We start from the raw sequence: 20,928 nt of genomic DNA on the forward strand, positions 1-20,928 counted from the left end.
GTAGACAGACAACAACAAAAACTTTTAATTGAGGTGAGTAGTATGGGTTGGTTATGGTCATTAATTATCGGTGGTATTATTGGATGGTTGGCAGGTCTGATCGTTGGTCGTGACATCCCAGGTGGTGTTATCGGTAACGTTATCGCTGGTTTCATCGGTGGATGGTTAGGCGGCGTGATCTTCGGAGAGATGGGTCCTGAAATGGGTGGATTCTACATCGTACCGGCATTAATTGGTGCCATCGTACTTGTAGCAATCGTAAGCTTGATCTTCCGTTCGATGGGTCGTAGTCGAGGGTAACGACGTTATTGCACTACGAATCCATGGGAAATAAATGATGTTTCCCGTTTATAATGAAGAGGTTGATGAGAAGCCATATGGATGGCTTTCCATCAACCTCTTTTTGTTTTAAGATATATAGGCAGCGGTTCGTAACGAAACCTTAGTTTTGAACGACAAGCTAGGGTTCCTGATAATAGATGAGTGCATGAAGGAGAGAGAGACAATGGAAAAAGCGACATTTGCCGGGGGATGTTTCTGGTGTATGGTTACACCATTTGAAGAACAGCCTGGCATTCACGGAATTGTATCCGGGTATACAGGCGGTCACGTTGAACATCCCACATATGAGCAGGTCAAAACAGGGGAGACCGGACACGTTGAAGTGGTTGAGATCACATTCGATCCAGAGCTGTTTCCCTATGAACGGCTGCTGGAGCTTTACTGGCCGCAGATTGATCCAACCGATGACGGAGGGCAGTTCCAGGATCGCGGATCCCAGTATCGTACAGCGATTTTTGTACACAATGAACGACAGCGTGAACTGGCAGAGCAGTCCAAGCAGGAACTGGCCGCAAGTGGAAGGTTTAATCAACCCATTGTGACCGAGATTCGTGATGCGGTTGTGTTCTACCCGGCTGAAGATTACCATCAGGATTACCACAAGAAGAATGAGAAGCATTACAAGGAAGACCGTGCCCTATCCGGACGGGATGAGTTTATTGAAGAGAACTGGAAATAATAGATGACAGATCATATAGCAAAAGCCGGACGGATCCCTTAGGGAACCGATCCGGCTTTTTTTGATCAGGATAAATTTATTATTTTGCGGTCGTGGACTGAAGCACATATTTGGATAATACATCATTTTGAATGGTGTAGAGAACATGATTGACATATGTTGAAGGATGTTCAATGGAAGGAACCGAAGCACTTGTTGTGTACACATGCACGTCTTCCAGCGTTTCCGGATCTACAATATAACCCGTTTTGGCAAAATCAAGTTGATACTGTCCATCCTGTGTCCGCTCGACTTGCATCAGCACAGGCTGTTGATCCTTGAACGTGCGCTCGGTTACTTTGCCTTTCATGTTGTACAGTTCCAGCTTGGAACCTGTAAACAGAGTATATCCGTCGCCTGCTGTCTGAATGAAGGCATTGCCTGGAATGCTGCGTCCCCAAGCGAGCTTGCCATCTGTTCCGAAGCCCATCAGTTTGTTGCCCGTGTTCTCAAAGTTGGCACGCATGATGACGGAGCCATCGTTCAATATGGCAAGCGACTCACCACCACCGTCTCCCTGCGTGTTTGCATTGCTCGGGAATTGATAGAAGGACAGGCGGGTGAGCGAACGATCATAAATCTCCACTTTGGGATTCGCTGCAGGCTGCCAGTAACTGCCGACTTTGGTTCGTTTGCTGGCATCTACCACAATGCGGTCACTGCCTGCCTGGAGAACAGCACCATTAATCGTCTTCTCTGTAATCAGCTTGCCCTTCTTGTCAAAGAGCGAGATAGCGGTTCGAACTGAACCGTTGGACTGTGCACCTTGACTGGAAGCGATTAGCAATGTTTCGTCATCGAGAAGATACAGATCGGAAGGAGCATTTACCGTTCTGACCCAATTCGTTTTACCGGATGTGTTAAATGAGTAGACTTTCTTGGTTTTATCCGAATATTCCATATATACATAGGCTGTGCCGTAACTGGTGTATATTGAATCGGAGTAGGTCGTATACGGCCCGCTTTTCTCATGAAAAATATAATTCCATTTCACTTTACCGGTTGCTGCATCCAGGGCTTGAAGTGTATCAAGCTGCCAGGCCAGCGTCGTAGCGCTGCTTGTCTTGGTCACAGGTTGGGAGGAATGTACGTATACCAGGTTTTTGGCAGGGACAGCATGGATCTCCTTGACGAGGACGTCTTTTTCCGCGTTGACTTGAGACTGCATCAGTGAAGGTGAAGTCCAAGCAGGTTTGGGAAGCGGTTCACTCTGTACTGCGGCATAACCCGTTGTATTCATACTGAAGAGGAGCACACCGCTGAGTAGCAAGGCTGCCCATGTTTTGGTATTGCGTTTGTTTAATGTAAGCAAGTTATAAACCACCTTTCTTCGGTTCAACATAGAACCGATTGTTGAATTCTACCATTTAAGCCAGTTCGAATTCAACCTGAGAGACTGTAACCTTTTATCAATGATGTATCATATTATCTATGTTTGATGAAGTGTAACGGTTACAGGGAATTCATCTTCTTCCGAACCGGGTAGAAGTTTGTTATATTAAGTGCGGTAATGATGGTTAATTCTAATATAGGCACGATTCAGACAGAGGAATGTACAAGGAGAACAGACATGAATTGGAATGACAACGTAACCCCTTGGGTCATTGGATCAATCGCTGTATTACTGCTGCTGGCCTGGGTAATTCGGCGAACCATCCGGCGGGGACAGCGTATACGCAGTGAAGCCAACCCTCGCAAGATTTCAATCAAGGACATCGACAAAATGGAAGATGGTTCGGAGTTTGAGCTGTATCTCTTTCATTTATTTCAACAGCTCGGATACGAAGAAGTTCACAAAACGACCAGCAGCCGTGACTTCGGTGCGGATCTTGTGTTTACGGACCGGCTGGGCAGACGGAATGTGATCCAGGCCAAACGATATGGGGCCAATCATCCGGTTGGTTTGAGTGCCGTGCAGGAGATTTACACCTCGATGCGTTATTATGAAGCTGACCGCTCGATGGTCCTGACTTCAGCGAGGTACACGGAAGCCTGCCGCACCCTGGCTGCGGTCAACGGTGTGAAGCTGCTGGACCGGGAAGATCTGATGGATCTGATTGTCCTGTTCAAGTCGAGAAGAGTGGAAGAAGCCATGGAGCTCATTGAAGAAGATGATCAGGAACCGATAGAAACCTGGCAATCGAGACGAAAACGAACTACACGCTAGAGTTCTAAATTAGAAATGCATTACTCAGGCCCAATGGGGCCTTTTTATGAAGAAAGTAGGTAGAGTTCACCTTCACTTGCATGCCTGCACATGATATATTGAGTGTATCCAACCAAAGGAGAGTGTATATCCATTATGGCACGTACCCAGACTCAAAAAGCATTACGCAGAGCAGAGCGCTCAGGACAATATTGTCCCGAACAGAGCCGAAGAGTAAACGAAAATTATGGGGCATTATCCCAACATGTTCGACTCATGCCTACCAAACAAGAAAAACTTCAAAAGGTCAAACACAAGAAGCGGATCATCCAGGATGGTGGTGCTTCTTTTTATTTTGTCCACGGGACGTGCGGCAAGGGCGCTTAATGAACGTTATACTTAAAGCTTTGGTTGGAATGCTTCATTAAAGACTGATAAAATGGAAGGATAGGAAAAACTGTAAAATCGTAAAATATGAACCGTGAATCCTGTGAGAAAGGACGAATGAGTTATCATGACTACACCCCTGCGTACGACAAAGGCTGCAGTTCGGCGCTTTTTGCTGCATACACAATTGCTATTGGAACGCTGGCCGGCAGAATCGGGATCGTCCGGACCGGATCAGATTATGCGTCTGATTCGCACGTTGGGCTGCGTGCAGATCGATCCGGTTGCAGCAGTGACCGGCAATCAGCATTTGGTTCTGGGAGCCCGCGATCCGGGGTACGATCCTGCCTATTTACATACATTGCTTCGTGAACACAAGGTATTCGAGTATTTTGCCAATGCCGCATGTGTTATCCCGATGGAGGATTATGCGTACTTCGAACCTGTGCGTGCAAGATTAAGAGAACGGCTTAATCCATCCCTCCAGGGTCTGGAAATAACCGTACAGCATGTCCTGCAGCGTCTTGCAGAGGAAGGACCGCTACCCTCCAAAGCATTTCGTGCGGTTGAACGAGTCAGTGGTTACTGGGATCGTCCGGATGCACCGAAGACCAAGGATACAAGTCTTGCACTGAACCTGCTGCTGGATACTGCCGCCATCCGGGTCGTTGCAAGGCAGGGCAATGAACGATACTTCCAGATCACTGAACCGCATCTGGTTCAACAGAGGCCTGGCCTTAGTGTCGAACAGGAGACGCATATGCAGCAGCAGGCACTTCTGGATAAATACATTCATGCCTACCGGGTAGTGGATACCCGTGATGCCAGACTGGGATGGCTTAAATGGTCCGCAGCTGAGCGGCGTGCCCAAATTGCTGCACGTGTGGCCGATGGACGAATGATCCCCCTGGAGATTGAGGGGGTCATGACACCCTACTACATCCGGACAGAGGATGAAGAACCGCTGCTGAGAATGCAGCAGGACGAGACACATTATGAGGCATCAGGACCGGTCCGTTTCTTACCTCCATTGGATAACCTGCTCTGGAGAAGGGAACGGATTGTGGATTTGTTTGATTTTCATTATAAGTGGGAGATTTATACGCCCGAAGCGAAACGGACGTATGGCTATTATGCCATGCCCATTCTTCACGGGGATCGGCTGATCGGGCGGATGGATCCCAGACTGGATCGTAAAACGGGAACGCTCACGGTCCGTTTGTTATCTATGGAGGAAAGTGCTCCTCCGGTGGAAGAATGGATGTCCGACTTTCGGGATGGACTTGCCTTCTTCGCAAGCATGCATGGAGCCCAGTCCATTACGGTGGAAAAGACTGTACCTGCAGCTCTAAAAAAGGCGCTAAAGTCCCTTTGATCCTCTGATGCTTGGAGGGGGATATGAGATTGAAAAGATAAATCATTCACTCTATAAATCTGAATATAACAAAAGGAGAGCCCCAGGGCTCTCCTTTACGTTTATCATTTAATGTAAGTACCCGCGTTTTCTCCGATTAGCGCAGATGCGGTACTTCCACATTGGGATCCACGTCAGCTTCGTAGTCCACGCCATCGGTCTCAAAACCAAACAGCTGGAAGAACTCGCGACGGTACCCTTCGAGATCCGACAGATCGTAGATGTTGTCTGTGGTCAGCTCATTCCAGAGCTTCGCCACTTCGTTCTGTACATCCTCTCTCATCTCCCAATCGTCAATCCGAATGCGTCCTTGTTCGTCTGTTGGAACGTCCCCTCCGGCATACAGGCGATCAGCGAACAGACGCTGCAATTGCTCGATACAGCCTTCATGGAGTCCTTTTTCCTTCATGACTTTGTACAAGGCAGAGATGTACAGCGGCACAACAGGAATTGCGGAACTGGACTGGGTGACAAGTGCTTTCGCCACAGTCACATATGCACGTCCACCTGTCGCACTCATGCGATCATTCAGCTTGTGTGCCGTCGCCTCCAGATGATCCTTGGCCTGACCAATGGAGCCTTCACGATAGATGGCCTGTGTCAGTTCAGGACCGATATAGGAGAACGCAATCGTTGTTGCATCGTCAGCCAGCACGCCGCCTTGCTGCAGTGCATCCATCCACAGTTCCCAGTCTTCCCCGCCCATTACCGTTACCGTTTGGCGAATCTCTTCTTCGGTTGCAGGCTCCAGAGTAACGGAAGTGATTTCGCCCGTATGAAAATTGACTGTTTTGTTCGTGTACGATTGTCCAATCGGTTTCAGTACGGAGTTGGAAACTTCGCCGGTGTTCGGATCGGTGCGCCGTGCGGACGCCACGCTGTAGACCACAAGGTCGACCTGGCCGAATTCGCTGCGGATCAGCTCAACCGCTTTTTCTCTCGTTTCGTTAGCGAATGCATCCCCAGTGATGCTGTAGGATTTCAGGCCTGCTTCTTCCGCGGCCTTCTCAAATGCAGCAGAATTGTACCATCCTGCCGAAGCGGTGCGCTTGTCCGTCGAGCTGCTTGGGCGGTAAATACCGATGGTATTCGCTCCTGCGCCAAACGCGGAGACAATACGTGATGCGAGTCCGTATCCGGTAGAAGCACCGATAACGAGCACATTACGTGGCCCCTTCAGCGCCGGTTGGGATTTCACGTATTCAATCTGTTCTTGCACCTGTGCGGCACAACCTACAGGATGGGAAGTCGTACAAATAAAACCACGCGTTCTTGGTTTAATAATCATTCATTGGCATCCTTTCATTATCAACTCATGTGTCAATAGTTAGTCCATATTCTCCATTGCATACCTCCTTATTGTAAAACAATTGTCACCGAAACGGAAACCGTTTCATTTGAATTCGTCAAAAGGGTGGCATTGATTCCCTGATTTTGCGATGATAGTTCATAGCATTTACAGCAATGAATCGAAAGGAACACACGCCCATGCTGAAGGAACGGATTGAATTTCTGAGTAAAAGAAAGCAAATCTCCCGTAAGGACCTTGTAGAGGGTCTGGTGACACAGGCCCATTTTGCGAATATACTGGCGGATCGTTATCCGCTTCCCGAGGACTTGGCTGAAGCCATTGCTTCACGCCTGGCAGTCAAGCCGTCTTACCTGCTGCATGCAGCTGATCAGAGTGAGGAGACGCTGGAACGGGCAGAGGCCATTTTTGCACAGCTGTCCGTGCCAGCTTCGGTTATACCGGAAGACACCGTGCATGCGCTGGAAGACCGGGATGATTCGCTGACGGTTGAACTGACGACCGCGCTCATGAAAGCTGTGTATTACCAGCAGCTGAACGACGCAGCCGCTCATGAATACATACATACTTCCTATTTGAATTATTATTTGGAGAAATACGGTCGTCCGGATGATGTCGATCTGCCGCGCCCGCTGGCGAAAGCCCTATTGTACTACAAAGTGCAATATTATCGTTCCAAGCTTGCTTATGTCGACGTGTTGACTCATGCGACAAGGCTCAGTGAGCTGGCTCTCCCTGGAAGTGAATTTTGGCTGTCGGTGCAAAATATCAAAATGGAGGCCTACATTCAGGTAAAACAATATGAAGAGGCCAAACAGGTCTTTGAACTGACGATGAGACATGTGTATGATCAGCGCCTATTCCACCGCTTGTCAGGTTTATATGTTGCCTATAGCGGTTATTGCTTCGCCATGGGGCTTGTACAGGAAGCCCTCTCGGCTCTTACGATGGCGGAAGCCAACCTGGTGTATGCCGGGAATCAGGGAGATCTCGTTACTGCGATTGCTAACAATCGAATTGTCATGCTGACCATGACTGGCGAATTAGACAAGGCTCAGACGGAGATTGAGCGATTTGAGACGCTGCTGCTGCAGGAACCGGAAGAAACACAGCAGGCGATGAAGCCGCTCATCTGTGTGTATCGCTGTGAGGTGGCACTGGGCCGCAAACATTGGGGTATGCTTGCACAAAGTGTGGATCAACTGCTGAAATGTGCAATAACAGAGGATCAACAGATGAGTGGAATATTTTATCGGAGTCATCTGGCCCTGGCACATGGGAATCGTGAAGTGTTTATGGAACGGGCCCTCGCATGCCTACCCTATTTTGAATCTACACAGCATGTTATGAGGCTGGAGCCGTTATATGAGGGACTCGCGGTAGTATCCGAGGATCAGCGCAGGTATAAAGAGGCAGCGATGTATTATAAGAAGCTCGTTTATCTGCTCCGCAAAAAATAAGGGAGTACATCGGCTTGAGATGCATGCTTTGATGAGGTTTATTGTTAAGCTCGGGTCCATTTTCCACAAAATAAATGATTCCGGGACGAATTAAAGGGCCGATACTTGGCTCTTTTTTTGCTAATTAAATGATATAAACATAAAAATCAGCCATCATCTCGCGATTGAATTTACGGATTTGGCGTTTATTTTGTATGCAGTCAGAAGTATATTCAAGGCGAGTTCCTCCTGTTTATAATTAATATATAATAAAAAACAAACAAATGAGGTGTTCCGGATGGGATGGTTTAGCAAAAAGAACAAACAGGAAGACGCCATTGCAAAAGCAGATCGAATGATGAACAAAGGACTTACCAGTCTGATGATGAAAGGTTTCGTACCCAAGCAGCACCGGGAAGCAATCAATCAGAGTTTGGACTCGGCGAAACAGGCACAACTGGCGGCGACAGGTTCACTTCCCTTAACTGCCACGGCTACGGTTGTCACGATTACCGATACAGGCAAACTGATCAACTTCGATCCCATTGTGGTACTCGTATTGGATGTAACCGAGACGAGTGGCAGACAGTATCAGCGAACGCTGGAAACGCTAGTGTCCAAAATGCAGATTCCCCGGGTGGGAGACCGGATTGGATTAGGTCAGAATCCTGCGAATCCGTCGGAGCTAATTTATATGGGGTTGTTGACAGGTTAAGTGTTCACCCCAAGGATTAAGCAGTACAGATAGAGAACAGCTTGTATTTATTCTTATAACAACGATTGACAGAGATGAAGGAGTGGGAGATATGACAGGTATATTGAGATTGATTGGTGTGTTGACCGTATTCGGGGTGGGATTTTCGCCGTTTCTGGCCCAGCAGCTCTGGAATGATCCCTTTATTATCATGCAGGCCTGGTGGTATAAACCGGCGATCTTTGCAGGCTTTGGACTAATTTTCATTCCAACTATTCTTAGTAACATCTTCGGCGTGGGTCGGGTGAAGTCAGGACTTCCTGCTGTGGGCGTCATTCGAAGCGTTCAGCAGACAGGCACGTATATTAATGAACAGCCTGAAGTGCGGCTCAGCTTGACCGTATCGCGCAAAGGTCGGGAGAAATATGACACTGAATTGAAGACGGTCGTCCCACTTACAGCGCTGGCGCAGTTTCAGCCAGGAAGTTTTGTTCCGCTGGTCGTTTCTGAGAAGGATGAGCGTAAGGTGGGGATTGATCTGAAAGGACAGCTATCGCAAGCGGACTTGCAGGAACTGCTTAACGAGAAGATGATCCAGGAGGGCGTTTCTCCAGATATGATGGATATTGCCCGTACAGGGGAGAAAGCAATGGCCAAAATTCTCGACGTCACCCCGCTGGGGAATTCAGGAACAGGCAAGATCAAGCTTCAGCTCACGCTCAGTGTGACCCCACCGAATGGGGAGACGTTTCAAGTGACAACGCAAAAGGATATTCTACCTTCCGCCCTCTCTCAGGTTCAGCAGGGTCACATCATTAACGTCATCTATTCCAAGCAGGATCCATCCAAGCTGGTACTTGCATTGAATGTGCAGGAAGAGCAGTTAAGCCAGTTGTTTTCATCATGATTAATATGTCTAAGACGGTTCTCTCCACAGAGGAGGAACCGTCTTTTTTGAATAGCTGTAAGTTATGATTGGTGGCTGGACGCGAGTGGGCTGAGCATATCCCGGAATGATGGGAATAGTGGTACAGCCCAGCCTTCAAGCTGTTCGCGACTAGGCAATTCATCGTGCATCAGAAGTTCATGATCAAACCAAACGACAGCATAATCATGGTCACCATCGGGTTTGCGAATGTCCCAGCATACCGGTCCGGCGTCATCTTCGTATCTAGCGAGTGGAATGTACCCTTCGGCGATTAGTGGTTTCCAGGCTGCCCATAAATCCTGTAAGCGACGTAATGCACGATCAGAGGGTAAATCCGGCAGACCTATGACAAAATCATCGAAACGTAGATAGACATTCATGACATATCTTGTGCTCAGATATGCACGATATAGCGGCGGGACGGGAACGGGCAATCCACAGGACTGTGCCAGATCGCGAATCTCATCCTCCGTCACCATAGAAGGGAGCATTCTCCAACGAACCCAGCCTTCTTCATCTACCGCGCCATCCTGCATATCCACAGGCACGCCGTAATCCTCGTCCTCTGTTTTGGCTGGATGGGACATCAGGATGTCTTGATGAGGGGTGTTGAAATAGTTATCCAAGCATTGTTCAATATAAGTCCGATCTTGCAGCATGATGTTGGAATCATTCAAAGCCATTCACTGCCTTTCTTCCGCGTTGGATCTATATGATTGGAATGATGAAAGATCAGATGATACCCAGGCGCATGCGGTAAGAAAATAAGACCGTTTTCGTTTGTCCGTCAAATATCCGTGTTGCGAGCGCTCTGAATTCATCTGCAGCCGTTAATAGTTCGTCCGCTCCAAGCTTCAGCGCTGTCTGCAAGCCGCCCTGGCTGAGGGCCAGATTGACGTAACGATCCGCATCAAACGTCTCATGGTGATGGAATACGATCTCACGGACATAGCGGAACAGGCCCGATTGGCTAATTTGCTGCAGATGCCCGTCCTTGCTCCATTTATGTGCCTGATTTTCTGGGGTTTCCAAACTGGAGGCTTGATGATCTGCTTCGGCGATCAACTGTTGATAAGCCTGCTCCAGCTGCCAATCAAGGACAGGCGGCCAGTCACAATCATAAGCGGCAAATATGCCTCCTGGTCGCAGTACACGTGCGAATTCACGAAGTGTGGACTCAGGCTCCATCCAGTGGAACGATTGGGAGCAGGTTACAATATCCACACTGCCGTCTGGCAATCCCAGTTCATGAGATAAGCCTGATACAAATCGCAGATGATCCGGTTTTCCTGCAGCCTCCCATTTGGCCTCCGCCACTGCTCGCATGTCATCGCTAGGTTCTACACCAATAATACGTTCAGCTTCATTCAGCCAGATCCATGAGGATAACCCGGTGCCGCATCCCACATCTGCAACCAATCTTGGTTTGGTGCCGAGATAGGTGTTCAAAATTTCCACAACTTCTGTTGGTGCAGCCGGGCGATTCTGGTCATATAACGTACCGAAGCCTTTGAAACGTTCCACATTGTTGCGTCTGATGTCTTGCATGGATAAACCTCCTCTACAAAATGGGCGACTTGCAATGAATTGATGAATTCAAGTTCTTGGCGATTCCATTATATCATTCATTGGGTTTGAATCCGTCAGGATTGAATTCTTGCACGTGTTTGACTGCGTTTTGATATCGGCGGAGCAGTTCATGTCTGACATGTGGAGGATCGAGAACGGTCAGTTCAGCACCGAATGACATCAGAAACGAATACAGCCGCTCTCCTTCATGAATTTCCATCGTCACGCGAAGCCGACCATCGGGCTGTTTGTTCATCCGGGAAAGTTCGAAGAAATCAAGCGCCCGATAAGCAATCGAACTTGAAAATAAGAGATCCAGAGATAAGGGAGCGTTCACGGATGTCTTTTCTACATCGACTGTAGAGGAAGCTGAACCATGCTCTTGCAGTCTTGGCAGCAAACGGAGCTCGGAGATCCGTTTCATCTTGAATGTCTTTTTCTCCGTGGGATGCGGCAGGCTTTCGTCCTGCCCTTCGATATACCATGTACTATTTTTGAAAATGAGTTTGGCGGGTGCGATGGTTTCCACACTTGCTTCTCCGTCAGAGTCAATGTAGTTGAATGTCATCCCTTGATTGGTCAGGATGGCCTGCTTCACGAAGTTGAACATTTCTCTTTCCTGCACAGGAATACTACCCCACGGGGAGAAATCGAATTCGATCCAGTCGAGTTCGTGATCAAACATGGCCGTTAGCCGTTTCAGCATATGGGCACTGTTCAGGTGTGGAATGGCGCTGATGCTGTACAGCCCAAGCAAAATTTCGTTCTGATCTTCTTCAGACAGCAGGGACTTGTCCATGACATAATTGTCCATCAGATGAATGCCACCGTGCTTGCCCGTGGTGGTGTAGACGGGAATTCCCGCTGCACTCAGCCGGTCAATGTCACGGTAGACCGTGCGTACCGAGATTTCAAACAAGCGGGCGAGTTCAGGCGCAGTAGCTTTCTTTTTTTCGAGTAACAGCAGCAGCATTCGGAATAATCGGTTATTTTCCATGCCATGATTATACCATGACAATAGGTGTCAGGGTATGAATGTTACACTGGTATTATAGTGTTAAGCAGCTCATTCATAGGAGGACTTGTCATGAAAATGAAAGATGGATTTTACTGGGGCGGCGCAACGGCTGCCAATCAATTCGAAGGCGGATGGAACCAGGGTGGCAAAGGCCCGAGCACATCCGATATGATGACAGGCGGAACCCATACGACTCCGCGGCGGATTACGCCAGTACTTGAAGAGGGCACGTATTACCCGAGCCATGAAGCCGTTGACTTTTACGGACATTACAAAGAAGATATTGCCATGATGGCAGAGATGGGTTTCAAAATGTTCCGCATGTCCATCAACTGGTCCCGGATCTATCCAAACGGTTACGATCTGGAGCCCAACGAAGAGGGATTACAGTTCTATGATAATGTTTTTGCCGAACTGAAAAAATACAACATCGAACCGTTGGTAACCATTTCTCACTATGAGACACCATTTGGTCTGACGCAAAAATACAACGGATGGGCTTCACGTGAAGTGATCGATTGTTACCTCCGTTATTGTACAACCCTGTTCAATCGTTATAAGGATCAGGTGAAATATTGGCTGACATTCAACGAGATCAACTGTCTGACCATGCCGATGGGAGCATATATGGCGGCGGGGATTCTATTTGAAGGAAAAGAAACATTGACGGACGGCATCGACGATCCACAGACTCGCTTCCAGGCACTGCATCATCAATTCGTGGCGAGTGCGAAGGCCGTTAAGCTTGGACATGAGATTAACCCCGATTTCCAAATCGGCTGTATGGTTGCGTTTATGACAACTTATCCGAATACGTGTAATCCGGACGACATTTTGCTTGCGCAGAAGAAGGATCAGATCTCCAATATGATCTGTGGGGACGTGCAAGTCAGAGGGGCATACCCTGGTTTCGCCAAGCGTTTCTTCGCTGAGCAGGGTATTCAGATCGAAATGCAGCCGGAAGACGAGCAAACCCTGCGTGAGGGCTGCGTGGACTTCTACTCTTTCAGCTATTATATGTCCTTGGTTGAAAGTGCGGACGAGTCCTTGGAGAGAGGCGAAGGCAACCTGCTGGGCGGGATCAAAAATCCGTACCTTGAAGCTTCCGACTGGGGCTGGCAGATCGATCCGAAAGGATTGCGTTACACGCTGAATCATCTCTATGATCGCTATCAGGTGCCATTGATGGTCGTTGAGAATGGTCTGGGTGCCGTCGATGTGGTAGAAGAAGATGGCACCATTCAGGATGACTATCGCATTGATTATTTGAGAGGTCACATTGAGCAAATGAAAGAAGCAGTCGCTGATGGAGTGGAACTCATTGCCTACACGATGTGGGGATGTATTGACCTGGTGAGCGCATCGACCGGAGAGATGAAGAAGCGTTATGGCTTCATTCATGTCAACAAGGATAATGATGGAAATGGCGACCTGAGTAGAACGCCGAAGAAGAGCTTCCACTGGTACAAAAAAGTCATTGAATCTAATGGCGAAGAAGTATAATCGATTGCTGATAAAAAGAGATGTCGTACCCGCTTGTTCCCTCTAAGGGAATTGGCGGGTATTTGCTTTTGAATAAAATGTTGAATTTTTTACATACTTAACTCAAGTGACTGAACATAAGTGCACGTAAACGCTAGACGTGATCTTGTCAGCAGATTCATATGATTCGTTCAGAAAGGGGAGAGCTCTGTGAACACTTCCGGGAATCGTTACAGCATGTCACCCATTCATCTGTATTTTGTACTCTATGTGAGTTTGGTTGGTGTGGGTTTGATGAATTTTCAATATAAAATGCTGCGAGGCGCCGAGAAAGATGGCTGGATCAGCATTTTGGCCGCTGCTGTCATGATCTCCATCATCCTTAAAATGATGTTTGTCCTGCTGGCACGCCAATCTCCCGGTCAATCCTCACTAGTCCATATCAATCGAAGGTATTGGGGCCGGATCGCGGGTTCAGTCCTGAATTGGATCTTTATTTTATATTTTCTGCTGGGTGCTTTTGTAGCCTATCGCTCCTATATTCATATCATCCAGCTGTGGATTCTGCCGACACAAAATAACTGGCTGCTAGGTATCGTGGTTCTGCTGCTTGTCTATTACTGTGTATCAGGCGGCATTCAGTCGGTCACCGGGATGTGCCTCTGGGGCACCCTCTTCATCCTAGTATTTGTCTTCCCGCAGATATTCCTGGTCTCTTCCTATCTTCATCCACGAAACCTTCTTCCTGTGCTGGATCATGATGTCACATCCATATGGTTGTCCACAAGGGATATGCTTCATGAATTTATCGGCTGCGGTATTCTGCTGGTCGTATATCCGTACATCAAGACACCAGGTCGCTCCCTCAAATGGGCTTATATCGCCTTGATTACTGCAACCGTAGTGTACCTGGTTTTCTTTATCTATTCCTTTATGTACTTCAATCATGGACAGATGAAGGAACATTTGTGGCCTACCCTGAGCCTGATCAGCATTATTGAAATGCCACTGATCCAGCGGATGGAGTATCTGGTGTTATCCTTTTGGCTGCTAAAAATTCTATCCATTATCACGTTGGGGCTTTGGGCAGCATGTCATTGTTTGAAACTGGAGAGAGCAATCAAGCCCAGTCTCGGACTGAAACTCGCCATCGTCCTTTTTGCTATTTTTTTGTTTGTTGTTAAAGACACCGTGGATATTGATATGGTTAACGAGATATACACCAGAACGGGCGAAATATTGATTTTGTTATATGTGCCGCTTCTGTTCGTCATCTCCCTGTTCCGCAAGAATCTGGGGGGATCTGCTGAACATCAGGATATGCCGGACCCGCCCAAAGGAGAGGAAGCATGAATTCACCTGCCAGTAACAACCAACAGATGTCCAGTACATCTCATGACCCGCTTGATCCATGCCGTCGCTCTGATGATTTTATCATAAGTACGATGACCGTCTCCGGACTGGCCCTTGAAGTCTGCTACTATAAAACACTTGTGGACAGTCATCTCCTTGAAGTAGCCATCCACTCCGTGCAGGAACGCATCCCTTCAAGCGAAGAAGTGAATTTGCATGATGTGCTCTTGCATATTCCCATAGAGGAAACAAGCCTTACCGATCAAGACGAGGAAATGGTCCAATCCCTTCTTCAAGGCAGCCTGCTTATCCGGCAGTGCGGACAGACCCATGAGGGCATTCTGGTTCCCATGCCAGGCAAGGAAGGGATACGAAGTGATAACGACACGGAAAATGAATTTAGCGTAATCGGACCCAAGGTTGGATTCGTGGAGGCATTGCCGATTAACCTGCATCTGATCCGCACACAGCTGCGAACACCTAATCTGATCATCAAGGAAATGACACTGGGCTCCTTGTCCCAATCCCAAGTGGCCGTTCTGTATATCGATGGTATTGCCCATCCCGAGAACGTCAGCCGGATGGAGGAAAGATTGAAGGGAATCGACTTTGATGCTGTCTTGGATACGTCACAGTTGGATCAACTGATCGCAGACAACTCACTTACTCCGTTCCCCTTGTTTACGACCACAGAACGGAGAGACAGAGTCATCTATGCCCTGATCACCGGGCAGGTTGCGGTCATCAGCGAAGGCTCGCCAAGTTTTATTACAGGGCCATCCACGTTGTTTGATTTTTTTGTCTCGCCGGAAGATTATTATCTGCCGTGGGCGCTTGGATCTTTTTTTCGGTTGATTCGCATTTTTGGAGTCATTTTCTCGCTGTTTGCTTCAGCCCTCTATGTGGCATTAATGACCTTTCACTATGAAGTCATACCCAAGGAGCTGCTTGGCAAATTGATCTCATCCAGACAAAATGTACCGTTTCCCCCTTTTGTGGAAGCCATCTTCCTGGAGACGACGATTGAATTCTTGCGTGAAGCAGGAGCCAGACTACCGAACCGAATCGGACAAACACTGGGTATTGTTGGTGGGATCATTCTTGGGCAGGCCGCCGTGGAGGCCGCCCTTACGAGTAACGTACTGATTATCATCGTATCCTTGTCTGCGCTGGCTTCGTTTGTGACACCGATCTATAAAATGTCCAATGCCATTCGTTTTCTGCGATTTCCCATCATTATACTGGCTGCTATCTGGGGCGCATTCGGGATTGCGATCGGACTCTGCTTCCTCCTCGTCCATCTGTCGCGATTAAAGTCACTGGGGTCGCCTTATATGGCTCCTTTTTATCCGATGCGGTTCAGGGATTTGAAAGACAGCCTGATTCGCGCTTCCTATCAACAGACGGATAAGAGGCCGAGCTATCTAAGGCCGCTCTCCTTCATCCGCTACAAGCCGGGCAGGGTTCATCAAACGAATCAACTGGATGAGGAGTGAGCGTATGAAACGTCTTTCCAAATTGATCCTCGCCGTAATGTGGGTAATGGGGATGCTGCTATTCAGCTCCTGCCAGGATACGAGCATTGTGAATGAGATCAGTCTCGTCCTAACTTCCGCATATGATCTGAAAGATAATCAAATTCACAACAGCGTGCTCATCGGTGAGTATACCGAGAAGGACAAGAGTGATGTTGAACTGCTGGAGATCGACTCAACCAACAGCTTCGATGTGATGCCAAGAATGAATATGCAGGCGAAAGAGCCTATTGAGTATGGCCAATTAAGAATGATGGTGCTGGGTGAGGACTATGCGAAGCACGGGATAGGCGATATTCTGCGCGTGTTATCCCATAATACCCGGGTGTCCAGACGTATGCAGTTTGCCGTAGCGCAAGGAAGGGCGCTGGATATTATTAAGGCATCCATTCCCGCTCATGATCCGCTGTATCTGATGAAGTTAATCGAGCAAAACGGCAATTTTGCCAATCTGCCTCACTTCAGTCTGCATCAGACGTTGTTCCAATATTTCAGCAAAGGACAAGATATCTATCTCCCTCGGCTTCGTTTGAACGATCAGGATAAAATTATGCTGGATGGACTCGTGGTTTTCAAAGGGGAAAAAGCTGTACTTCAGCTGAGCGATGAAGAGGGGCTTTGTTTGAAGCTGCTTACGGAGGATGCCAAGAATGGCAAGTTTCTGGCACAGATCAATGAGGTTGAGGGGGCCCAGAAGCCATCGGTCAATATAACAGACAATGATGCCCTGATCAAAATTTTATCTTCCTCCGTGAAGCATCGGTTGGTTTCAGACACGCCAGCAACAACGCTGGATTCAGAGATTCACATCAGCGCGTCCGTGATTAAGGCTTCGCGGAATGATTTTCTGTTATCCGGCAAGGAAATGAAGGAACTGGAATCGGAAATGAAAAGGCATATGGAAGCCAAACTCAATCAATTAATCCGCAAGTGCCAGAGAGAGAATGTGGATCCGTTGGGGTTTGGAGAGTATGTGAGAAGTCGTACCCACCACTGGGACAATGAAACGTTTTATAAGGATTATGGCTCGATGGATATTCGGGCTCATGTGGAGCTGACTCTCGTCCAGGATGGTATTCAGGAATAAAAACAGAAAACCCGCTCTAACCTCAGCTCTGAGGGTAGCGGGTCTTTCAGATGTTCGAAATGATGATGTTCTATGTTAGAGGTTTGGAACGAAGCAGGGACAGCCGCTCCACATAACGCTGATAAAACCAAATGCAAATGGCCAGCCAGCTGCCGCTCAGAAAGTAACCTCCGGCAATATCACTGGGATAGTGTACACCCAGATAAACCCGGCTCATGCCAATGGTCAATATAAAGGCTGCACTCACGATGATCATGATTACCCGACCTGTCGCCGTGGGGATATGCTTCCAGATCAAAAAGGCCAGTCCGCCATACAGGCTGAATGCTGCCATGGAGTGTCCGCTTGGGAAGCTGTATCCGCTCGCTTCGATAATTCGGTGAATGGTGGGTCTGGCACGCTGAAATGCCAGTTTAAACAGGGTGTTTAGCAGCGTGGAACCTGCAATGACTGCTGCCAAAAACAGAAGTTCCCGTCGGTGTCCCAGGAAAAGATATAAAACCAACATGGAAATGATCGTAATGATGATCACAGGCAATCCGCTGCCAATCCAGGTGAATACCTGCATCCACTTGGTCATTCCGGGTGCTTCCATCCCCTGAATCCATCCGATCAGGTTATCATCAAAACGGTGGATCTGGTTATCACTGATAGACAGGGCAATCAGTGCAAATACGGTAAGGCTCAATGCTGCAAGGAGCAGCGGGATAGAGAAGGCCTTTTTCCCTTGCTGGTTCAAATGTCATGTTCCTCCAGGATGTCTGAATTTCATATGTGGGGCCGCCAGCCATACGATATTGGTATTATGCTATGATCTTACATTAAATATTGCTTGAACAAAAAGGTTAACGACTCAGTTCAGTTGAAGCATATATTCATAGGCGGTAACGCCGAAGACACGCTTAAAATGTCTGTTCAAATGCGTAAGATCGACAAATCCGCATTCGGCTACGGCGGAGTAGACATCCTTATGATTCTCTATGGCCTGCCGGGCATGTTCAACCTTGCAGTTCAGGAAGAACTGGTAGGGTGATATGCCGGCATGTGACTTGAATTCCCGGATAAACTGGAACTTGGACATATTGAATTCGGTACAGAGATCGTCCAATTTCAGGATATCATCGAACCTGCTGAACATCATTTCTTTGGCCTTTCGGACAAGCCCGTTAAGAGGTCCGGGAATGTGGGTATCGATCTCCGACTGGGACAGCAGATGTACGAGACTGAAGAGCAGCTCACTGCATTTGGCTTCATCTTGCCCGCTCTGAACGGCATGGTTCAGCATGAGAATACTTCGTGCCAGCTGAGGATCATAGACGATGGGAGTGGAGAAACGCAATTCCTTTTTCCCCAGAATGTCTTCTACCACCTCCGGCTTCAGATACAACATGACGTAGTCGATGCCAGCCTTGTCGTAAGAACTGCCATCATGGGACTGCTCCCGATTAAACAGCATGACACCGTTCTGGTGGGAAGCCTGATAATGACCGTCCAGATGATACTGCTGGATACCGCGAAGCGTCACACCAACCGCGTATTCCTCGTGGCAATGCTTCTTATACGTAAAATCCGTAAAACTGGCCGAAAGGGCCAGAACGTCGGACGACTTCTTATAATTGAACAGCTCCACTCCATGCATACCTCCAATCTAGATGAGTCCCGATACCATAATGGCTGAGTATACCAAAAAGAGGGCCATCACGATACTAAAAGCTTTTTGATGATCATGCAAAAAATTCCTGAACACAGAGCCGAAAACAACCCAGCTGGTAAAGGCCAAAAATCCAATCAATGTGATGAGACAGACAAACAGCACCGTTGAGAGTGAGGTGTCATAATAGGGCAGCACATAGCTGGGGATGACGGTGAACGTGAACAGAATTACCTTCGGATTCACAAACTGCATGATTAAACCACTCACAAATCCGGTTGCTTGCTTCGGTGCCTCCTCGGAAGATCCCATCTTGTAGATCTGATAGGCGAGGTACAGCATATACAGGCTGCCAACGATTTGCATCACATGCAGAAGACTGGGCAAGATGCCGGCCAGAAGATGATTGAGAAAAGCCGATGCGGCAAGCAGCAACCCAAATGCCAGGGTGGCTCCCCATACATACTGCATGGTTTTGCGTGCGCCCGCGTGCTGGACGGAAGATAAAATGACAATATTGCTGGGTCCTGGCGTAAAGGTAACCACAATGCAATAAATCAAAAAGGATGTAAGGTTCATAGTGCCTCCCCAAGTTGTAGTTTCATGATCATACTGCGGGGATGGTTGAACCGATAGTACATTATTGCAGCAGCACAACCTGGGACCGAAAGTATGAAGTAACTCCGGCTAAAAAAGGAAAGCGGTTTCTTTTTTGCGTGTTTGCGTTTACAATTTAAGCGAAACGCAAGTGGACAGATCTCAAGGATGTGAAAACGAATATGAAAAAGACATTGCTAATCTACATTTTACTTATCTCGGCTTTTGCTCTGTATGTACTCAGGTACGAATACTCAAGCGAAGCGAATGGCTCATGGGAAGCCAAGGGACTGCGCGGAGATATCGGTGAAACATATATCATGATCACATTTCAGTCCGGCTTGGAATATTGGAAAAGTGTGCTCAAAGGCTTCGAGGATGCAGGGGATGCGCTCGGGGTAACCGTGGAGTATCGGGGAGCTACCCGATATGACCCGAAGGAACAGACCACGATCATTGAGCAGGCGATTGCACGGAAACCGGCAGGCATAGCCATCTCCGCCATTGATCCGCAATCTCTTATTCCCGTGATTAACAAAGCATTGGATGCAGGTATTCCGGTGGTTTTGTTTGACGCGGATGCCCCGAACAGCAGGGCATATTCTTTTCTCGGCACGGACAATTACCAAGCAGGGGTGACTGCTGCGGACAAAATGGCCGAGCTTCTGGGCCGGGAGGGAGAAGTCGCCGTTCTGACCATGCCGGGACAGCAAAATCATGAGGAACGAACCGAAGGATTTCGCGATACCATCCGTGACCGGTACCCTTCCATGAAGGTAGTTGAAGTCGCGGATGGGCATGGAGATGCAATGAAATCGAGAGATGAAGCTCTTCGAATGATGAAGACATATCCTGAGCTCGGCGGTATTTTTGTAACCGAAGCGACAGGAGCAGCGGGCGTTGGTGAAGCGGTTCAGAATGGGGATGCTGGTCATCCGCTGCAGATCATATCCTTTGATACCAATAAAGCTACACTGGATATGATCAAGAGCGGTACAATCTCTGCAACAATCGCACAGGGAACCTGGAACATGGGTTACTGGTCCCTTCAATATCTGTTTCATTTACACCACCAACTGACCGTACCTGCACCGTCTTCTTCCGATGAAAATGCACCTCTGCCGGTTAGGGTGGATACCGGAATCTCTGTCGTAACACGATCGAATGTAGATGATTACTATGCCAAATAAAACGGAACATCGGTCACATATGCCACTCAGCTTGAAGAAAATTCGTTTCCGGATGAAGAGCGGATTGCA

General features: G+C 48.1%; 21 protein-coding genes. 13 read left to right on the plus strand and 8 right to left on the minus strand.

Features of this window, described 5'->3' with window-relative positions:
* Nucleotides 1–42: 42 nt before the first annotated feature.
* Complete coding sequence (locus tag MH144_RS09755) at nt 43–300, plus strand: GlsB/YeaQ/YmgE family stress response membrane protein (RefSeq protein ID WP_127538685.1); 258 nt, start codon at nt 43–45, stop codon at nt 298–300.
* A 205-nt stretch (nt 301–505) separates the two neighbouring features.
* Nucleotides 506–1,021 carry a peptide-methionine (S)-S-oxide reductase MsrA gene (msrA, locus tag MH144_RS09760; RefSeq protein WP_239299423.1) on the plus strand — a complete coding sequence of 172 codons (516 nt, stop codon included), beginning with the start codon at nt 506–508 and terminating at the stop codon, nt 1,019–1,021.
* 79 nt (nt 1,022–1,100) lie between these two features.
* Here msrA and MH144_RS09765 read toward each other — a convergent pair whose 3' ends face one another.
* Nucleotides 1,101–2,372, minus strand: coding sequence for a hypothetical protein (locus MH144_RS09765; RefSeq protein ID WP_239299424.1), 1,272 nt, complete (start codon nt 2,370–2,372; stop codon nt 1,101–1,103).
* A 258-nt stretch (nt 2,373–2,630) separates the two neighbouring features.
* Between MH144_RS09765 and MH144_RS09770 the strand changes: the two genes are divergently transcribed.
* The 3 genes from MH144_RS09770 (at nt 2,631) to MH144_RS09780 (ending at nt 4,968) form a co-directional block, all read left to right on the plus strand.
* Entirely contained in the window at nt 2,631–3,227 is a 597-nt protein-coding gene (locus tag MH144_RS09770; protein ID WP_239299425.1) for a restriction endonuclease, read from the plus strand.
* 135 nt (nt 3,228–3,362) lie between these two features.
* Nucleotides 3,363–3,593 carry a hypothetical protein gene (locus tag MH144_RS09775; protein WP_127538689.1) on the plus strand — a complete coding sequence of 77 codons (231 nt, stop codon included), beginning with the start codon at nt 3,363–3,365 and terminating at the stop codon, nt 3,591–3,593.
* Nucleotides 3,594–3,720: 127 nt separating this feature from the next.
* Entirely contained in the window at nt 3,721–4,968 is a 1,248-nt protein-coding gene (locus MH144_RS09780; RefSeq protein ID WP_239299426.1) for a winged helix-turn-helix domain-containing protein, read from the plus strand.
* A 136-nt stretch (nt 4,969–5,104) separates the two neighbouring features.
* Here MH144_RS09780 and fabV read toward each other — a convergent pair whose 3' ends face one another.
* Complete coding sequence (gene fabV, locus MH144_RS09785; protein WP_239299427.1) at nt 5,105–6,295, minus strand: enoyl-ACP reductase FabV; 1,191 nt, start codon at nt 6,293–6,295, stop codon at nt 5,105–5,107.
* A 200-nt stretch (nt 6,296–6,495) separates the two neighbouring features.
* Between fabV and MH144_RS09790 the strand changes: the two genes are divergently transcribed.
* From MH144_RS09790 to MH144_RS09800, 3 genes are all read left to right on the plus strand, one after another.
* Nucleotides 6,496–7,776 (plus strand): XRE family transcriptional regulator, encoded by a 1,281-nt coding sequence (locus tag MH144_RS09790; RefSeq protein WP_239299428.1) that lies wholly within the window; start codon nt 6,496–6,498, stop codon nt 7,774–7,776.
* A 277-nt stretch (nt 7,777–8,053) separates the two neighbouring features.
* Nucleotides 8,054–8,470 (plus strand): hypothetical protein, encoded by a 417-nt coding sequence (locus MH144_RS09795; RefSeq protein WP_239299429.1) that lies wholly within the window; start codon nt 8,054–8,056, stop codon nt 8,468–8,470.
* A 91-nt stretch (nt 8,471–8,561) separates the two neighbouring features.
* Entirely contained in the window at nt 8,562–9,356 is a 795-nt protein-coding gene (locus MH144_RS09800; RefSeq protein ID WP_239299430.1) for a hypothetical protein, read from the plus strand.
* Nucleotides 9,357–9,418: 62 nt separating this feature from the next.
* Here the strand turns inward: MH144_RS09800 and MH144_RS09805 are convergent, their stop codons facing one another.
* The 3 genes from MH144_RS09805 to MH144_RS09815 all read right to left on the minus strand — a co-directional run bounded on the left by MH144_RS09805 (nt 9,419) and on the right by MH144_RS09815 (nt 11,919).
* Complete coding sequence (locus tag MH144_RS09805; RefSeq protein ID WP_239299431.1) at nt 9,419–10,054, minus strand: hypothetical protein; 636 nt, start codon at nt 10,052–10,054, stop codon at nt 9,419–9,421.
* A gap of 55 nt (nt 10,055–10,109) precedes the next feature.
* On the minus strand, nt 10,110–10,925 hold the full coding sequence (locus MH144_RS09810; RefSeq protein WP_239299433.1) for a class I SAM-dependent methyltransferase: 816 nt from the start codon (nt 10,923–10,925) through the stop codon (nt 10,110–10,112).
* Nucleotides 10,926–10,998: 73 nt separating this feature from the next.
* Nucleotides 10,999–11,919: a helix-turn-helix transcriptional regulator gene (locus tag MH144_RS09815; RefSeq protein ID WP_239299435.1), complete on the minus strand. Its 921-nt coding sequence runs from the start codon at nt 11,917–11,919 to the stop codon at nt 10,999–11,001.
* Nucleotides 11,920–12,033: 114 nt separating this feature from the next.
* On the opposite strand from MH144_RS09815, the gene MH144_RS09820 reads away from it, so the two are divergent.
* From MH144_RS09820 to MH144_RS09835, 4 genes are all read left to right on the plus strand, one after another.
* Nucleotides 12,034–13,467, plus strand: coding sequence for a glycoside hydrolase family 1 protein (locus tag MH144_RS09820; protein WP_239299436.1), 1,434 nt, complete (start codon nt 12,034–12,036; stop codon nt 13,465–13,467).
* A 189-nt stretch (nt 13,468–13,656) separates the two neighbouring features.
* A complete protein-coding gene (locus tag MH144_RS09825; RefSeq protein WP_239299437.1) occupies nt 13,657–14,799 on the plus strand; it encodes a GerAB/ArcD/ProY family transporter in 1,143 nt (380 codons plus the stop codon).
* Nucleotides 14,796–16,295, plus strand: coding sequence for a spore germination protein (locus MH144_RS09830; RefSeq protein ID WP_239299438.1), 1,500 nt, complete (start codon nt 14,796–14,798; stop codon nt 16,293–16,295). The genes MH144_RS09825 and MH144_RS09830 overlap by 4 nt, the downstream gene beginning before the upstream one ends.
* 4 nt (nt 16,296–16,299) lie before the next feature.
* Complete coding sequence (locus MH144_RS09835; protein ID WP_239299439.1) at nt 16,300–17,421, plus strand: Ger(x)C family spore germination protein; 1,122 nt, start codon at nt 16,300–16,302, stop codon at nt 17,419–17,421.
* Nucleotides 17,422–17,491: 70 nt separating this feature from the next.
* Here MH144_RS09835 and MH144_RS09840 read toward each other — a convergent pair whose 3' ends face one another.
* The 3 genes from MH144_RS09840 to MH144_RS09850 form a co-directional block, all read right to left on the minus strand.
* Nucleotides 17,492–18,160, minus strand: a complete 669-nt coding sequence (locus MH144_RS09840; RefSeq protein ID WP_239299440.1) for a phosphatase PAP2 family protein — start codon at nt 18,158–18,160, stop codon at nt 17,492–17,494.
* A 114-nt stretch (nt 18,161–18,274) separates the two neighbouring features.
* Nucleotides 18,275–19,051: an AraC family ligand binding domain-containing protein gene (locus MH144_RS09845; protein ID WP_239299441.1), complete on the minus strand. Its 777-nt coding sequence runs from the start codon at nt 19,049–19,051 to the stop codon at nt 18,275–18,277.
* 18 nt (nt 19,052–19,069) lie between these two features.
* Nucleotides 19,070–19,651: a LysE family translocator gene (locus MH144_RS09850; protein WP_239299442.1), complete on the minus strand. Its 582-nt coding sequence runs from the start codon at nt 19,649–19,651 to the stop codon at nt 19,070–19,072.
* Between the two features lie 200 nt (nt 19,652–19,851).
* On the opposite strand from MH144_RS09850, the gene MH144_RS09855 reads away from it, so the two are divergent.
* A complete protein-coding gene (locus MH144_RS09855) occupies nt 19,852–20,859 on the plus strand; it encodes a substrate-binding domain-containing protein (RefSeq protein ID WP_239299443.1) in 1,008 nt (335 codons plus the stop codon).
* Nucleotides 20,860–20,928 lie beyond the last annotated feature (69 nt).

The organism is Paenibacillus sp. ACRRY (assembly GCF_022346995.1).
In the GTDB taxonomy this organism is placed as follows: Bacteria; Bacillota; Bacilli; order Paenibacillales; family Paenibacillaceae; genus Paenibacillus.

Coding starts and splice junctions, on each gene's coding strand:
- MH144_RS09755 (WP_127538685.1), top strand. CDS start 43: ATGGGTTGGTTATGGTCATTAATTATCGGTGGTATTATTGGATGGTTG.
- msrA (WP_239299423.1), top strand. CDS start 506: ATGGAAAAAGCGACATTTGCCGGGGGATGTTTCTGGTGTATGGTTACA.
- MH144_RS09770 (WP_239299425.1), top strand. CDS start 2,631: ATGAATTGGAATGACAACGTAACCCCTTGGGTCATTGGATCAATCGCT.
- MH144_RS09775 (WP_127538689.1), top strand. CDS start 3,363: ATGGCACGTACCCAGACTCAAAAAGCATTACGCAGAGCAGAGCGCTCA.
- MH144_RS09780 (WP_239299426.1), top strand. CDS start 3,721: ATGACTACACCCCTGCGTACGACAAAGGCTGCAGTTCGGCGCTTTTTG.
- fabV (WP_239299427.1), bottom strand. CDS start 6,295: ATGATTATTAAACCAAGAACGCGTGGTTTTATTTGTACGACTTCCCAT.
- MH144_RS09790 (WP_239299428.1), top strand. CDS start 6,496: ATGCTGAAGGAACGGATTGAATTTCTGAGTAAAAGAAAGCAAATCTCC.
- MH144_RS09795 (WP_239299429.1), top strand. CDS start 8,054: ATGGGATGGTTTAGCAAAAAGAACAAACAGGAAGACGCCATTGCAAAA.
- MH144_RS09800 (WP_239299430.1), top strand. CDS start 8,562: ATGACAGGTATATTGAGATTGATTGGTGTGTTGACCGTATTCGGGGTG.
- MH144_RS09810 (WP_239299433.1), bottom strand. CDS start 10,925: ATGCAAGACATCAGACGCAACAATGTGGAACGTTTCAAAGGCTTCGGT.
- MH144_RS09815 (WP_239299435.1), bottom strand. CDS start 11,919: ATGCTGCTGCTGTTACTCGAAAAAAAGAAAGCTACTGCGCCTGAACTC.
- MH144_RS09820 (WP_239299436.1), top strand. CDS start 12,034: ATGAAAATGAAAGATGGATTTTACTGGGGCGGCGCAACGGCTGCCAAT.
- MH144_RS09830 (WP_239299438.1), top strand. CDS start 14,796: ATGAATTCACCTGCCAGTAACAACCAACAGATGTCCAGTACATCTCAT.
- MH144_RS09835 (WP_239299439.1), top strand. CDS start 16,300: ATGAAACGTCTTTCCAAATTGATCCTCGCCGTAATGTGGGTAATGGGG.
- MH144_RS09850 (WP_239299442.1), bottom strand. CDS start 19,651: ATGAACCTTACATCCTTTTTGATTTATTGCATTGTGGTTACCTTTACG.
- MH144_RS09855 (WP_239299443.1), top strand. CDS start 19,852: ATGAAAAAGACATTGCTAATCTACATTTTACTTATCTCGGCTTTTGCT.